This window comes from Psychroflexus curvus (assembly GCF_020164585.1).
Classification (GTDB): domain Bacteria; phylum Bacteroidota; class Bacteroidia; order Flavobacteriales; family Flavobacteriaceae; genus Psychroflexus; species Psychroflexus curvus.
In genome coordinates, this window is sequence record NZ_JAIQZF010000001.1 from 40,454 (window position 1) to 56,640 (window position 16,187).

General features: G+C 35.7%; 9 protein-coding genes and 1 pseudogene. 8 read left to right on the forward strand and 2 right to left on the reverse strand.

Going from position 1 to position 16,187, the window contains the following annotated elements:
- The first annotated feature begins 6 nt into the window (after positions 1-6).
- Together LB450_RS00160 and LB450_RS00165 are read left to right on the forward strand one after the other, a co-directional pair.
- Positions 7-1,149 (forward strand): C45 family autoproteolytic acyltransferase/hydolase, encoded by a 1,143-nt coding sequence (locus LB450_RS00160; protein ID WP_224485791.1) that lies wholly within the window; start codon positions 7-9, stop codon positions 1,147-1,149.
- Positions 1,150-1,214: 65 nt separating this feature from the next.
- Positions 1,215-2,573, forward strand: a complete 1,359-nt coding sequence (locus LB450_RS00165; RefSeq protein WP_224485792.1) for an NAD-dependent succinate-semialdehyde dehydrogenase — start codon at positions 1,215-1,217, stop codon at positions 2,571-2,573.
- A gap of 15 nt (positions 2,574-2,588) precedes the next feature.
- Here the strand turns inward: LB450_RS00165 and LB450_RS00170 are convergent, their stop codons facing one another.
- Complete coding sequence (locus LB450_RS00170; RefSeq protein ID WP_224485793.1) at positions 2,589-4,802, reverse strand: DUF5916 domain-containing protein; 2,214 nt, start codon at positions 4,800-4,802, stop codon at positions 2,589-2,591.
- A gap of 267 nt (positions 4,803-5,069) precedes the next feature.
- On the reverse strand, positions 5,070-5,504 hold the full coding sequence (locus LB450_RS00175) for a hemerythrin domain-containing protein (protein WP_224485794.1): 435 nt from the start codon (positions 5,502-5,504) through the stop codon (positions 5,070-5,072).
- A gap of 306 nt (positions 5,505-5,810) precedes the next feature.
- Between LB450_RS00175 and yjjX the strand changes: the two genes are divergently transcribed.
- The 6 genes and pseudogenes from yjjX to LB450_RS00205 all read left to right on the forward strand — a co-directional run bounded on the left by yjjX (position 5,811) and on the right by LB450_RS00205 (position 16,169).
- The gene (gene yjjX / locus LB450_RS00180) at positions 5,811-6,338 is read left to right on the forward strand and encodes an inosine/xanthosine triphosphatase (RefSeq protein WP_224485795.1); all 528 of its coding nucleotides are present in this window, start codon (positions 5,811-5,813) and stop codon (positions 6,336-6,338) included.
- Between the two features lie 70 nt (positions 6,339-6,408).
- Positions 6,409-6,687 (forward strand): annotated as a pseudogene (locus LB450_RS00185) (ATP-binding protein); the annotation flags it as partial.
- A gap of 230 nt (positions 6,688-6,917) precedes the next feature.
- Complete coding sequence (locus LB450_RS00190) at positions 6,918-9,656, forward strand: helix-turn-helix and ligand-binding sensor domain-containing protein (protein ID WP_224485796.1); 2,739 nt, start codon at positions 6,918-6,920, stop codon at positions 9,654-9,656.
- Between the two features lie 211 nt (positions 9,657-9,867).
- Positions 9,868-12,870: a SusC/RagA family TonB-linked outer membrane protein gene (locus LB450_RS00195; protein ID WP_224485797.1), complete on the forward strand. Its 3,003-nt coding sequence runs from the start codon at positions 9,868-9,870 to the stop codon at positions 12,868-12,870.
- Between the two features lie 12 nt (positions 12,871-12,882).
- On the forward strand, positions 12,883-14,403 hold the full coding sequence (locus tag LB450_RS00200; RefSeq protein ID WP_224485798.1) for a RagB/SusD family nutrient uptake outer membrane protein: 1,521 nt from the start codon (positions 12,883-12,885) through the stop codon (positions 14,401-14,403).
- Between the two features lie 50 nt (positions 14,404-14,453).
- On the forward strand, positions 14,454-16,169 hold the full coding sequence (locus LB450_RS00205; RefSeq protein ID WP_224485799.1) for a LamG-like jellyroll fold domain-containing protein: 1,716 nt from the start codon (positions 14,454-14,456) through the stop codon (positions 16,167-16,169).
- Positions 16,170-16,187: the final 18 nt, after the last annotated feature.

A 16,187-nucleotide genomic window follows, 5' to 3' on the forward strand; every position in this document is an offset into this window, starting at 1 on the left:
CTCTATATGCAGATTAATTTTAAGACGATTTCAGAACCTGGTTTACCTGGCTCAAAATGGCAAAACATGTTCTTTACGCATTGGGAGGCTTATAAAAAATGGTTAATTGAAAATGAGAAGGAAGTTCCAACTGCAGATTTGGAAACTTCTCAATTAGCTCTTAAAACATACATGCCAGAATTATGGCCAACCTACGAACGACTTTGCTATCTCGTCAATGCAGATGAGTTGGGAGCTAAGTTTCTCACTGGTTACCAGCCTCCATTTTATGTGAGCGGCTGCTCAAATGCTATTTTGGAAGGTGATGATTTTCAGCTTGTCCGTAACTACGACCATCATCCAGACCTATTTGAAGGTATTCAGATACTCACCAAATGGAATCAAAAAAAAGTAATTGCTACAAGCGATTGCTTGATTGGTATTTTGGATGGAATAAATGAAGACGGTTTGGTAGTTTCATTAACCTTTGGAGGAAGAAAAATCACGGGTGAAGGTTTCGGAATTCCTTTTATTTTGAGATACGTTCTTGAATTTTGTTCCAATGTGGATGAGGCAGTCGATGCTTTAATCAGAATCCCTTCTCATATGGCTTATAATGTAAGTGTTGCAGACAAGTCGGGCAGTTATAAAACCATAAGGGTTGCACCTGATGAAAAAGCTGTAATAACCAATTCAGCCTACACGACAAATCATCAAAAGAAGGTGGATTGGCCGGAGAATGCTAGATTTAATAAAACTGTTGAGCGTTCTTTATTTTTAAGTCATTTATTGGAGGAAAAGGATCTTTCATCAGAAGATTTAGTTTCCGCTTTTCTTAGAAAGCCTCTCTACAATGACCTATTCAAAGAAGGATTCGGCACTTTATTCACCGCAGCCTATTCTCCTAAATCAGGTCGAGTAGGTTTGCATTGGCCAGGTAAAAAAATAAGTCAAGGGTTTGATGATTTTGAGGAGAGAGAAGAAAGTATTCATTTGCATCAAAGAAGAAAAAAGCGATCAAAAAACAATCAGTTTGCAATGCCCTACAAGGGGTATGCGGCCAAAACTATTACCTATTCCAATCCTCTTTTAAACAAAGCAACCTCCGAAAAATCTAAAGAAATTACTAAAGAGTTTTTGAAAGAAGTCTGGTCATCTACAAAATCGTGATTTAAAATAACTAAAACATTTTATTCAATTTTTAATATTGATTAAGTTTTTAAATATAAAAACAAATGAAATTTCAAAGTAAAAACCCCTTCAATGGGGACACTATTGCAGAATATACATCACTCACTTCTGAAGAACTCAATAGTAAACTTGAAGCTTCTTCTGAAGCATTTAAGCATTGGAGGAAAACACCTTTGACAGAACGAACCGAACGTCTAAAGAAAGTAGGAGAGGTGTTAAGAGAAAATGTTGAAGACTATGCGAAAATGATCACGCTTGAAATGGGCAAGCCTATTTCTGAATCCAGAGCTGAAGTCAATAAATGTGCCTGGGTATGTGATTATTATGCTGAAAATGCTTCTGAATTTTTGGCTGAAGAAGTGATAAAAACCGATGCTAAGCACAGTTATGTGAGACATGATCCTATTGGAGCTGTTTTTGCAGTGATGCCCTGGAATTTCCCTTTCTGGCAGGTCTTTAGATTTGCAGCACCGACCCTTACTTCTGGAAATACAGCCTTACTAAAACACGCCCCCAATGTTTTTGGGTGTGCTATAAAAATTGAAGACATCTTTAAAAAAGCAGGTTATCCTGAAGGTGTTTTTCAAAATTTGATTGTTCATCATGATACATCTGAAACGATTATAGCGCATGATGCCGTTCAGGCGGTGACCTTAACAGGAAGTGGTGGAGCCGGATCTGCAGTGGCTAAACTTGCCGGCGAATATTTAAAAAAGAGCTTGCTGGAGCTGGGAGGTAATAATTCCTTTATCGTTTGGGAAGATGCCGATATCGATCAGGCTGTTAAAACTGCAGTAACGGCTAGAATGCTAAACTGTGGACAAAGCTGTATCGCAGCAAAGCGTTTTATATTATTGGAAGGCGTTTATGACGAATTTGTGTCTAAATTTAAAACCGCAGTTAGCGGATTGAAAAGAGGTGATACTATGGACGATTTTACTCAGGTAGGTCCCTTAGCCAGAAAAGACCTGGCCGACCAGCTGCATAGCCAGGTGGAAAGATCTGTTGAAAAGGGTGCCGAACTCATTCTTGGAGGCAAGCAGGATAACTGCTATCACGACCCAACTATACTTGGAAATGTAAAACCAGGCATGCCAGCATTTGATGAAGAAACCTTTGGACCACTAGCAGCTATGATTAAAGCTAAGACTAGTGATGAAGCCTTTGAATTATCAGAACTATCAAAATTTGGATTAGGAGTAACGGTCTTTACAAAAGACATTCAAAAAGCCATGGACATGGCCGAAAAAGTCAGCGATGGGGCTTACTTTATCAATGAACTCGTCAAGTCTGATCCCCGACTTCCTTTTGGAGGAACCAAGAGATCTGGCTACGGAAGAGAACTGGCAAAAGAGGGCATGATGGAGTTTGTGAACAAGAAAACGGTCTATGTTAAGGCTTAATGCATAAAGGCTTTACTAAATATTAAGCCAGTACGAAAGTTTTAAATTGAGAGATCTAAATTTTGGCTCAATGGTATTCACAAAATAATTGTCATTGTAAACAATGAAAAGATCAGATAAGGGGGCAAATCGCCATTGTAATCTGGAGTTGATGCCTAAATTATCGCGTTGATTACTGTATTGAAATACGCTTGACCAGAATATGGATTTGCTAAACGTAATCTCGATTCTGGGGCTTATTAACCATAAGTCCGCACTTGGATAAGGGTCTGGCAATTCAATTTTATCATAATTGATATTGAGGCTCAGTCTCACTTTTGGCTGTATTCTGAGCAAGGCTTCACCGCCTAAGGAGTAGCGTTTACCAGTATAGAACTTTCCTAAACCAGCTCTGGTTCTGAAAGAAAATGTTTCAGCGCTATTGCTGTTATAAAAAACATTAACGGCATTAAAAGTATAAGCCTGATTAGCTGGGAGCTTCAAAGCGCCTTCTGTTCCGGTAGGGTCAAAAGGTAGAGCCAGAAATATGTAATTGTTGTTATAATTGGCTCCAAATTCTGTAAAATCTTTTAGAGTGACTCTATAACTGACACCGATTTCATGATCCGTTTTCTGATAATCAAGCGTAGGTCTCCAAATTAATGTTGGTGTAAACTCTATACTGTGGTTGTTGACTTTCCCAGTTTTAGGCCAGAATAAACGTCTAACAGAAGAAGTTGATCTTATGATATCTTTCCGCCTAATAAATCCTAAATCTGACCGGAAATCATCATTGACATAAATAAGGTCTGTCGCAAAATTCCAAAATCTGGTATTTCTTCTCAATAAAGCTCCAGCAGAATAGCTGTCCTCCGAATCTCCTGGCTGAAAAGATTTGTGCGTATAAAACTTACCCGACCATACATTATCCTCACTAGCCAGATTATAGTCAATCCCAACAACTCTATTGTAGGAATTTTCCGGTTCAAAGTAATCCTCAGAACCAGTTCTTTGTTTGTTTATAAAAAATATGCCAATGTTGGATCTGCTAAACACCTTCTGTTGCAAAGCAAACATCAAATTATTATTAGACGCAATTTCCTGCTCTACATTTTTATCGGTTTGTATCGTTAAAAAACCAAGCCTTAGGGTTTTATTGAGTTTCCCACTAAGGCGAATACCCCCAAGAATATCATTTTGAACAGTATTCCCAAGCCTGTCGGTTGCGATGCCTATTCTTCTCGAGAAAAAAGGACTAGCATCATCATTGTTACCAAATCCGCCAAATAAATCATTATTATCTATAAAAAACTGTCGCCGTTCCGGTAAATTAACTTCAAAGCGCGTAAGATTTGTAAAGATTTCATCGACTTCAACATTTGAAAAATCTGGATTTAAAGTAATGTCTAGATTCATGCCATTACCAATAGCCAGTTTAGCATCTCCTCCCACTTTTAGCGAAGAGGTTGAGGAGTTTGTGGTAAATTCTTTATCTGTGATACCATTGATGTAAGGAATAATGGCTAAGGGTGTTCTGGATCGACCTAAGGGCTTTTCAAAGTACATATCGCCCATAAATGCCAGGTTGATTACACTCTGATTTTGAGGTATTCTGTACCAATTACTGCGTTCGTTGGACTGCATATCAAATCTATAGCTCTGAAAACGCCATTTGGTTTCACCTTCGGCAAACTTGAAAGAGGTAAGTGGAATAGCCATTTCAGCTGTATAATAGTCATCATAAATTTTGCTTTCTCCCTTCCACTTGATGTCCCATGAGGTCGTAAACCCACTAAGGTCCTGACCCCCGCCGGAAATCAATACCTCTCTGCGTACCCCTAAGGGATTTATACCAAAAAGGAAAGCATTGTTGCCATCATTAAAAGTATCAAATACCAAGCTGATGTTATCGTTGCCAGTTGCCCGGAAGTCGCGCTCCAGAGAAGATATGATATACTTATTTCCGGGCGTATTAACCTTTATACCAACATAAAGAATATCGTCATTTACCAGCATTTTTATATCCGTCTGGTATTCGGCAATAACATTGTCTGCAGGAAAATACTGTTGAAAATCCCCAATACTCTCAGCAGATTCCCATGCAGCTTCGTCTAAAACTCCATCTACAGTTAGGTATTCAGTGATATGCTTAACGGTGAATTTTTTTTCCTGATGTTGTGCTGAGGTTAAAGTGACCTGTAAGAGAATTTCAAGACCAATAATTAGTTTAAGGACGCTTACGTTTTTCATAAGTCATAAAGCTCTAATGCTTTTAGGATTTAAGATTTATACACTAATAATACTATAGACGAGATTTTCTATAAAAAGTAAAATTCAGGGCTTGAAAAATTTGAATCCCTTCTTATGCGATTGATAAGCGCGGGATTCAGATTTTTAGCGATCAAATACTTAAGTAAAACATAATTAATAGTCTCAATAAGGATTTAAAGTGGGTTAGAAATATTGACTAAAGCGAGTTTAAGCCTTTAAAAAAGGAGTAAAATCTTATTCTTGATATTACCGCATCTTCTTGATTTCCTTGTTATACTCTTCAGCTAAGCTGACTTTTTGATTATCGGTCAGGGTCTTTCCTGCTATTTGAAAAACCTGATGCTCTTCTTCATCTAAGTGATGAAGAACTTTGTGTTCTAGGGCTTTGGCAATTTTCAACCAATTGGATGCATCCATTTCGGTATCTTCTAGCTGTTCGATCAGTTCATCCATTTCATGGTGTTCAGCGACACTATGTCTGGCTTTTTCCTGAGTAAGGTCTTTCTTAATCAATGGGATATAGAAATGCCTTTCTTCCGCATCAGCATGAATTTTTAATTCGTGCTTTAACTGCTCAAATATTTTTTTTCGCTCTTCGGTATCCCCGTGGGTTTCCACCAATTTAGCAACGAGATGGCGCTGTATTTCGTGTTCTTGGCGTAAGGCTTCAAAAATAGTCATGATATAAGATTATGATTCAAATCCTAAGTTAAAGATTAATAGGTTAAGTAAAACTCAATTTAAGAGTTAACCTGATAGTTTAAACCCGTTCTAAAGAAAACTTAGTTTGGCAACTTCATCTTTTTTTTAGGATGAATCTCCTTTCATAATCGATAATTTTGCTATGTTTAAAAGCTAAAGATGAATTGTCTTATACCACGAACTTTTGAAATCAAGAGTTTATATTTTAGATAATTAAGCATTTGGGAGGACAATTCTCCAAACTAAAAAATTAAATTTAGAATTGACATAGTCATAAACATAATCATGAAAAAAGTAATTATTGCATCAAAAAATCCCGTAAAAATACAGGCCGCAAAAAATGGTTTGGAACAGATATTTCCCAATCATGAATTCGAATGTATAGGAGTGTCTGTTCTATCAGAGGTGTCTGACCAGCCTATGAGTGATGAAGAAACCTTTCGCGGAGCCAAAAACAGAGCTGATAATGCTGCCAACACTCACAAAGACGCCGATTTTTATATCGGTATAGAAGGAGGAATAGAAGAGGTCGATAGTGAAATGCAGGCCTTTGCCTGGGTGTTTATCAAATCCAATGGGAAGTACGGTAAATCCAGAACGGGAACCTTTTTTCTCCCCAAACAGGTGGTTGACCTGATCAAAGAAGGGAAGGAGCTTGGCGAAGCAGATGACATAGTTTTTAAACGCGATAATTCCAAACAAAAAAGCGGAGCAGTAGGTATTTTAACAGGAGACCTCATAGACCGAACTTCCTATTATTCAGAGGCCGTTATTTTAGCTTTGATTCCTTTTAAAAATGAGGAGTTGTATTAACAGTGCAACCTAAATTGTCACCTAAAAAACAAAACCCCCATATACACTGGGTATATGGGGGTTTTCTGTGGAGTCGGGGAGACTCATCAAAGCGGATGTACTGATCCTCGATGACTTTGGCCTGCAGAGTTTTGATAATCACGCCAGGGAAACCCTTATGGATATAATAGATGACCGGTACAACAAAGCCTCCACAATTATATCATCACAAATACCCGTATCGGCATGGTATGATATAATTGGGGAAGGAACTATAGCAGATGCTATTCTGGACAGGATCGTGAACTCCTCACATCGGATCGACCTCAAAGGAGAATCGTTAAGAAAAGGAGCATTAAAGAACGAGTAATATTAATTTTTTATATAATTGCAGTATCTTTCAAAGTGGCACTGTTTGACCGAAACAGGTGGCACCATCACTCCGAAATAGCCAGCCTTAAGAAATCTTATCAATCAATTCTCTACTTTTGTGAGACAACAATGTTTTAAATATATCTTTTAAGTGTTAACTTTTTTTTTGTGTTGTGCTTAAAATATTGCTTTAACTTAGAAAGTGTTTTAAAATCCTAAGTGATTTATATGAATTACTATAAAATTATTTTTTTTCTACTTGCTTTCCAAGCTTATAGCCTGTATTCTCAACAACTTGTTCCTCCTATTCACAATTACTATTCAACTGTTTATAATGCTGCAAGTCAAAACTGGGATATTGATGTAGATAAAGATGGAGTGATTTACATTGCTAACAATCAAGGTTTATTAAGTTTTGATGGTCAATCTTGGGAATTATTTCCTTTGCCTGATGGTGGCATTATTCGTTCAGTTTTTGTCCATAAAAATAAAATTTTCACAGGTTCATATAAAGAATTTGGATATTGGAAAAAAGATAACACAGGAAAATATTTTTACACAACGCTTGTTCCACAATTCGAAAAATATGCTTTGCAAAGTGAAGAGTTTTGGGAAATTTTGGCTTTTGAGGGGGACATATATTTTAGATCTTTTGGAGCAATTTATAAATATGATTACAATACAATAACTCGAGTACAGAATGTAGTTAGTAATAAAATGATTGTATATCAGAACAAACTTTTAGTTACCGTAAAAAAAAATGGACTTTTTAATTTAAACAATAAAAATGAATTAGAAAAGCTTCCCAATCTTGAAATTTTGAATGGTGAAGTGGTTATTGATATGGCGATTCAGGGGAATGATCTTATAATGGGTACCCGAAAAAAAATTTTCATTTACGATGGGGAATCATCCAGATTATATGGCGATTCTAGATTACAAGAAGAGTTGAAGAGATCTGATTTAAATAAAATATTGGCATTAGAAAATGAGAGATTATTATTTGGTACTGTTAATAATGGACTTATAAACTACAATAAAGAAAAAAAGTCTTATACTATTTTTAACAGAAACAATGGTCTTCAGAATAATACTATATTAGATATTATTGAAAAAGATGGTAATGTCTGGTTAGGATTGGACAATGGAATAGATCGAATAGAAATTGATTCTCCAATCAAATTTTATACAGATGATACAGGGGAATTAGGTGCTGTCTATGATCTAGAGTTTTATAAAAACAACATGTATCTTGCTAGTAATACTGGTGTTTACACTTTTGACAACAATCAGCTTAAAATTATTGATGGAGCTGAGGGGCATACATGGAATTTAAAAATATTGAAAGACACGCTGTTTGTAAATCATAATACAGGGAGTTATTACTTATTCAATGATAAATTGATACCGATAGAGACTACAACAGGAAGTTTCGAGATTTATGACATACCATCTGTTGCTAATGAATATTTAATAAGCAGTTATACTGGTATACGAAACTTTGATCGTAAACAAGATAGTGTCTACACTATTGAAAGTTTAAATTTTCCTGTTAAAAACATTGTTTTTGAAAATGACCACACGTTTTGGGCAGTTCATCCTTATGAAGGTCTATATAGGGTAGGTATGAGTGAAAATTATAAAGAAACTAAGTTTATTGACAGAATAAAAATCCCAGACGGAGGAAAAAGTATTAATACAGATATTTTTAAAATTAATAATAGGTTGGCTATTTTCAATGGTAAGCAGTGGTTTAAATATAATCTTTTTAAAGATTCTGTTGAAATTTTTGAAGAGCTACAAGCTATGCAGAAGCATAAAATGTTGCTAAAATCAGATGATTCTTATTGGTTTAGTCATACCGTAGATAACTCACTTAAATTTACTGATTTTGATAATCATAATATAGTTTTTTCTCTAAGCAATTTGAATAACCGTCTTGTGAAGAATTATGAAAAAATTTTAAAAAAGGATTCATTATTTTATATCGCGTTAAATAATGGTTTTGCGAGGGTGGACTTAGCCAAATTCATCAATAACTTAGCAGATGTTCAAATTAGTAAACCCACTGTTAATGGTTTTTTAGATTCAGAAGGGCGTTATCCACTTGTAAGGAAACCAGTGACTCCTTATAAGACTTCAAGAAATTTGAAAATTTTCACATCCCTTCCTGTTTCCGATGCTACTGGTTTACGATATCGATTAAAAGGGGAGGATACTTTAAGCGGTAAGGTCAACAATGGAGTAATTAATCTTAAGAATCTCAAGCATGGAGATTATGAGTTACAATTGCTAGCCATTGGTCCTCAAGCTAAAATTGCTAAGAAGAGTTTTTTTAATTTTAGTATAGCACCTCCTTGGTATTTATCATTTTTTATGAAACTGGTATATTTTTTAATCTTAATTTCTGTAGTAATTTTAGTTTATCGGTTCAATCAAATAAAGCTTAAAAAACAACAGTTGTTTCTTGAAGAGAAATTTGAGAAGGAACATCAAGAGCGTGTTAACAATTTGGAAAAGGAAAATTTGGTAAATCAAATCAATTTAAAACGTAAAGAATTGGCAAATACGACTATGATAGCAGCTAAAAAGAATGAGATGCTTATGGAGGTCCAAAATGAATTGAATAGAGAAGATACTAAGTTTGCAAATCAATACAAGAAAAAACATTTACTAAAGAAAATCAATCAAGCCATTAAAAATAAAGAAGAATGGAAAGTCTTTGAAACAAATTTTAATGAACTCCATGAAGACTTCTTTAAAGATTTACTCGATAATTATCCTAAACTTTCAAATAAAGATTTAAAACTCTGTTCATATTTGAAGATGAATTTAGCTTCAAAAGAAATAGCACCATTAATGGGAATATCTCTTCGTGGAGTTGAAATACAGCGTTACCGATTGCGCAAAAAAATGGGTTTAGATAAAAGTACAAATCTTAATAATTTCTTTATTAAAAACTTTTAATACTCTAATTTGATAAGCATTTGGCTACTTCATTACTACATCAATGCGTTTTATTTGTTTAAGAATCATACTACATTGTGGTTTTAAAATATTAATAATCAGACATATAGTTACCTCATTTCATTTGAAGTAGTAGTAGTGTACTATAACGTTTGCGCTTACTTGGGGCTTATCTCTAATTTTACCTCAATAATAAGTAAAAATAAACCCGATGAAATTTAAACTATTTTCAATTTGCTTAGTTCTTATGTCAAGTTTTGGTTTTGCTCAGCAAACCAAAACCATTACAGGTACAATTACGGATCAAAATCAAATGCCTTTACCAGGTGCTGAAGTAAAGGTGCTTGATAAAGAAATTTTTGATGTTACCGATTTTGACGGAAATTTCACATTAGAAGATGTAGAAGTTGGAGCCAAGATAAGAGTCACTTTCCTTGGTTTTTCTCCCCAAATGTTCACCGTAGATGAAAGTAAAGACTATTCCATTATGATGCAGCCAGATACAGATCTATTGGATGAAATCATTGTAGTTGGTTTTGGTACTCAAAAAAAGAGGGATTTAACTGGAGCTATTAGTAGTCTTGACACTGAAGAAATTGAAAAAACACCTACTTCAAACGTTATGCAATCTTTGCAAGGTAAAGTGGCTGGAGTCCAAATTGTAAGTTCTGGTTCACCTGGAGGTTCTCCAACAGTAAGGATTAGAGGTTTAGGAACATTTGGTAATGCAACAAATGTATTGTATGTAGTAGATGGTGCATTATATGATAATATTGATTTTTTAAATACCAACGATATTAAATCTATAAATGTCCTAAAAGATGCTTCATCTTCAGCTATTTATGGAGTGAGAGCAGCTAATGGTGTTGTCATTATTGAAACCAAATCTGGAAGGAAAAATCAAAAACCACAATTTGAATACGATGGCTATACTGGATTCCAGAGAGCTCAGAATGTTGTGAAATTAGCTAATACAGAGCAGTTTGCTACTATGGCTAGAGAGTCTGGATCATCGGCAGATGTTGAATTTATTAACAATGCAATTCAACGTTATGGACGCAGCCGAATAAATCCTAACGTACCTGCAGTTAACACCGATTGGTACAAAGAAATATTAAGAGAAGGATTTATACAAAACCACAGTTTATCTGCATCAGGAGGTAGCGAAAATATCGTTTATGCTCTTGGTACAAATTATTTCTCACAAGATGGTGTATTAGATATGAAAAATAATTATGAGCGTTTTAATATCCGTTCCAAAATTGATGTAGATTTAAGTGATCGTTTAAAAGTTGGAGTAAATTCAATATTTAGTAATGCTACCAAATATTATCCAGAGAACGGTGCTTGGTTTAGAGCTTATTTTGCAGTTCCTACAATGCCTGTTATAGACGAGTTAAATACAGAGGCAAGTCCTATCCGTTATTCCAATGCTCAATTGTTGGGTTATAGAGGTACTCAAAATCCTTTTCAGGATCTTGCCTATAACGAAAATCGAAACAAAATTAGAAAACTACTTACGACGATGTTCGTTCAATATGATATTATAGAGGATAAGCTAGATATAAAATCCACTTATAGTCATAACTACTCTTCTTTAGAAGAAAGAAATGTAAACCTTCCTTATACAATGGGCAATAATTTTGAACGAAGATCAAGTATTAGAAGGTCAAATAATAATTTTTCTAATCAATATTGGGATAATGTCCTAACTTATGACGATAATTTTGGTAATCACGACTTTACTGTGATGTTGGGAACGTCCTATAGAGACGAAGCTAGTAATACCTTTTCTGCTACTGGTGTTGATATTTCTGGAATAGAACTTGAATCAAGCAGGTTTTTGGATTTTGCAGATCCTGATTCTTTTAGCAACAATGTAAGTGAAAGAGGAAGAAGATTTTTTGGGTTATCCTACTTTGGTAGAGTAGCTTATAGTTTTAAAGATAAATACCTATTGTATGGAACGTTTAGAGCTGATGGTTCTTCTAAATTCACTAGAGATCCCTGGGGCTATTTCCCATCTGTTGGATTAGGTTGGGTAGTTTCAGAAGAAGATTTCCTAGCGGATAATGAATTATTAGATTTCTTTAAATTAAGAACAAGTTGGGGAAAATTGGGTAACGATAACGTTGCTGCAAGTGCAGGATCCAATACGATTAACGTTATTACAACTCCTATTGGAGACGAGCCGCGAAGTGGAATCACTTCTACAAGTGTATTTTCAAATAATACTTGGGAAGTTATTGAAGAATTCAATTTCGGTTTAAATCTTCAAGCTTTTGATAGGAGATTATCTATAGATGCTGATTATTATATACGTGATACTCATGACGCTATCATACCGGTTTTTATACCAATTGTTAATAGAAGCGTTAATAAAAATGCGGCAGTTATAAGAAATGAAGGATTAGAGCTCGTTGCAAGCTGGAACCAGCAAGTCTCCGAGGATTTTAGTTTTAGAGTGAGCGCAAACTTTACAACCCTTAAAAATGAAACACTTGAAATTGAAGATGAAAGAGGTTATATTGATTCTGGCTCTGCTGAATTTAGACAACGTACCACAATTGGTGGACCATTACTAGGTTTTTATGGTTATGAAAGAATCGGGGTGTATCAAAATCAAGAGCAGATTGATGCAGATCCTGTAGCAGTTAACAATGGCTTAGTTCCTGGTGATTTAATTTATCGAGATCAAAATGGTGATGGTGTGATTGATGATTCTGATAGAAAAATAATAGGATCGTTTCTTCCAGAATTTACGTTCGGTGGTAACCTAGGAGTCTCATACAAAGCCTTTGATTTTTCATTGGATTTTTATGGTCAAACCGGCAATAAAATCCTGAATAGAAAACGAGGTGAAATCATCTTTACTCAGGATACCAATATGGATGCAGACCTTGCTATTAACAGATGGCATGGAGAGGGAACTAGTAATACTTACCCGTCATCAGAAGGCTTGCGTAAGGCTTGGAATCAGAAACTGAGTAATTTCTGGGTAGAAGATGGAGATTTTTTCCGTATTCAAAATATTCAAGTAGCCTATAATTTTGAACCAGAAGGATTTCCAGAATCCCGAATTTATTTTACAGCAGAGAGACCATATACATCATTTAGTTATAATGGCTTCAATCCAGAAGTAGCTAATGGTGTAGATAGGCAAACCTATCCAGTTCCAGCAATTTATACAGTGGGAATTAATTTAAAATTTTAAAAAAACGAAATGATGAAAAAATATGATTTAACAAAAATTCTGCTTCTTTGCCTAGTTTTTGGTTTTGGAGCAAGCTCATGCAGTGATAAGCTTGAAGAGCGCGAAGGTCAATTAAATACAGGGGATTTTGATTATACCGATACAAGTAATATGATACAACCTCTTATAGGTGCATATTACGAATTTGCAACTCGAGGTTGGGAAGAACCCCTGCTTTTAGGAGTACGAGGAGATGATGTAAATGCTGGAGGTCTTGGAGATCAACAGCCATTTACTGATACAGACTTATTTGATTATGATACTAATTATTGGATGTATAATTCTCTTTGGAATGTCCATTACAATGATATCGTTAATTTGAACAGTGCAATTTCACAAATACTGCGCTTTAAAGAATTTGCAGATGCTGAAGAAGCAGCTAGAGCAGATCAATATATTGCTGAGATAAAGGTGTTAAGGGCATACCTTCATTTAAATCTGGCCAGAACTTGGGAAGATGTTTTTATTATTACTTCCAATCAGCCAGATGAAGAATTAAAGCAAGGGGTTTCTTCAAAAGCCCAAGTAATGCAATTTATATCGGACGAAATGGATGCTGCTATAGAAATATTGCCAGATGCTCGCCCAAATGAACGTACCGATATCGAAGGTGGAGTCACAAAATATACAGCCTATGCTCTAAAAGCATTAGCGAACCAAGAGGTTGAAAATTATCAAGCTGTAGCTGATGCAGCAGGAGCGATTATAAGCTCAGGAAAATTTTCTCTTCACCCTGATTTTTACCAACTGTTTAAAAAACCAGGAGAACTTAGTAATGAAAGCCTGCTTGAAATACAATTTTCTGATTATGGTAGTGAAACAGGAAATGCATTATATCATTTATATGCTCCTTTTGGTCCACAAAACTGGACTCCTGCAAGAGAAAATGCGCGAAGTGGTTGGGGATTCTATGAGCCTAGTAATAAATTTATCAAGTTCATGATAGAACGTGAAGAAGAGATAAGGCTCCAAACAAGTGTTTTGTTTACAGATAGAGGAATTGCAGAACTTGAAGCAGAGGGTGTAGTTATCCCTGATTTTGTTTCTAATACAACTCCATCTGGAGATATAATCAATGATTTTGCTCGAGGAAAATTTTCTAGTGGTAAGCATTATCTTCCGTCTATTCAGCTTACTGATGGAAGAAATAGCTATGGAGCAGGTAAGAATTTCATTATTATTCGTTATGCAGAAATCCTGCTAATGTATGCAGAGGCTTTAACGCTAGGAGCAAGCGGTTCTGCGATTTCTGCAGATGAAGCTGTAAATTTAGTAAGAGAAAGGGCTGGGATGCAACCTTTAAGTGGTGTAACCCACGAGCAAGTTTTGGATGAAAAATTTGCTGAATTAGCCATGGAATGGGGTATTAGATACTATGATATGATTCGTCACGATAAGTTTGATGAATTAAGCTATGACGGAAGAAATTTCTCAGCAAACGATAAATATTTACCATACCCTCAGGCGCAACTCGATGCCTTACCAATAGATTAAAACTGACACAATTCTATTAATACTATTTAATCATTATTAAATAAAAAATTATGAATACAATCAATAACTATCTTTTAGGACTGTTTGCCTGTATGTTTATGCTTATTTCTTGCGAATATGATGGAATAGATCCGCTTACTCAGGTTGATCCTGGAGCCGATGCTGGTAGTCCTGAAGTGACGATTAACTTCCCAAATGAGGGAAGCACAATTAAAGTGCCCGAAGCTGTAGCTGCAATCAATATTAAGTTTGAAGTGGTAGATGATATAGAGGTTGATATGATTGAGGTTCTGGTAAATGGTAACCAGATTGCTACTTTTAATGATTTTCTTGATTACCGTATCGTAAAGAAGGAAGTTACTTTTGATAACGTGACCAATGGAGAGCATACCTTAACTATTAATGCTACAGATATTGCAGGAAATACTACTAGCAAAACAGTAAACTTCAGTAAAGAACCACCTTATACTCCTAAATTTGCCGGAGAGTTTTTCTATATGCCTTTTGATGGCGATTTTACCGAACTAATAAATATTTATATGGGAGATGAAACCGGAACCCCAGCTATTTCCAATGATGCTTTTTTAGGAACAGGAACCTATGAAGGGAAAGCTGATTCTTATATAGATGTAAAGCTTGATCAGGAGGATCTTGGAAACGAATTTAGTGGTGCTTTCTGGTATAAGGTTAGTGCAGAAGCCGACCGTGCTGGTATTCTTGTAGCTGGAGCCAATGAGGAGCGCCAGCAAGGTTTCCGTTTATTCAGAGAAGGAACAGCAGAAGAACAAAGACTAAAATTAAACGTGGGAACTGGAACCGGAGAAAGCTGGAATGATGGAGGAGTTATAAATGTGGCAGAAGGTGAATGGGTGCATGTTGCTTTTAGTGTAAATCCATCAGAAACAGTTCTCTATTTTAACGGTATGCCAGTTAACACGGGAAGCATGACAGGAGCTATAGATTGGACTGGAGTTGAAGATCTCACCATTGGTTCAGGAGGTGAGACATTTAGCTACTGGGGCCACAAAGCTGATATAAACAGTAATATAGACGAACTGAGGCTGTTTAATAAAACATTAAGTCAGCAAGATATTCAGGAATTGATCAATGCTTCTTCAATCACTCTCGATATGCCTTTTAACGGTGATTATACTGATGTGGTAGCTAATCGTGAAGTCACAGAAGTAGGATCTCCTGGTTTTGCTGGTGAAAGTGTAGAAGGCAACAATGCCTATGCGGGAGCAGCTGATTCTTACTTATTATTACCATCAGAAGGTCTTCTAAGTGAAGAATTTAGTGCAACGTTTTGGTATAAAGTGAATGCTGATCCAGATAGAGCAGGAATAATTACTATTGGTCCTGAAGATGAAGAGAACCCAGATGCACAAAACAATAGAACCAGTGGTTTCCGCCTTTTTAGAGAAGGAAATGCCGATGAACAACGCATTAAATTAAATGTTGGAACTGGTTCTTCTGATAGTTGGAATGATGGAGGTGTGATAGATGTAAACGTTGGAGAATGGGTACACGTCGCTTTTACTATTTCAAACTCTGAAAGTAAAATTTATTTGGACGGAGAGCTGATGAACACTGGGGCCGTTTCCGGTGGAGTAGATTGGACAGGAACCGACATTGTATCAATAATGTCTGGTGCACCAAGGTTTACCGGTTGGAACCACCTGTCAGACAGAAGTTTTATGGACAATCTGCGTTTCTATAACAAAGCCTTAACTGCGGAAGATATTCAGGCCGCAATGGGAAAATAGATTTTAAAAATAATTCCG

Bases quoted from the DNA above. Each gene is read 5' to 3' on its own strand.
- LB450_RS00160 (WP_224485791.1), top strand. From the start codon at position 7: ATGCAGATTAATTTTAAGACGATTTCAGAACCTGGTTTACCTGGCTCA.
- LB450_RS00165 (WP_224485792.1), top strand. From the start codon at position 1,215: ATGAAATTTCAAAGTAAAAACCCCTTCAATGGGGACACTATTGCAGAA.
- LB450_RS00170 (WP_224485793.1), bottom strand. From the start codon at position 4,802: ATGAAAAACGTAAGCGTCCTTAAACTAATTATTGGTCTTGAAATTCTC.
- LB450_RS00175 (WP_224485794.1), bottom strand. From the start codon at position 5,504: ATGACTATTTTTGAAGCCTTACGCCAAGAACACGAAATACAGCGCCAT.
- yjjX (WP_224485795.1), top strand. From the start codon at position 5,811: ATGAAAAAAGTAATTATTGCATCAAAAAATCCCGTAAAAATACAGGCC.
- LB450_RS00190 (WP_224485796.1), top strand. From the start codon at position 6,918: ATGAATTACTATAAAATTATTTTTTTTCTACTTGCTTTCCAAGCTTAT.
- LB450_RS00195 (WP_224485797.1), top strand. From the start codon at position 9,868: ATGAAATTTAAACTATTTTCAATTTGCTTAGTTCTTATGTCAAGTTTT.
- LB450_RS00200 (WP_224485798.1), top strand. From the start codon at position 12,883: ATGAAAAAATATGATTTAACAAAAATTCTGCTTCTTTGCCTAGTTTTT.
- LB450_RS00205 (WP_224485799.1), top strand. From the start codon at position 14,454: ATGAATACAATCAATAACTATCTTTTAGGACTGTTTGCCTGTATGTTT.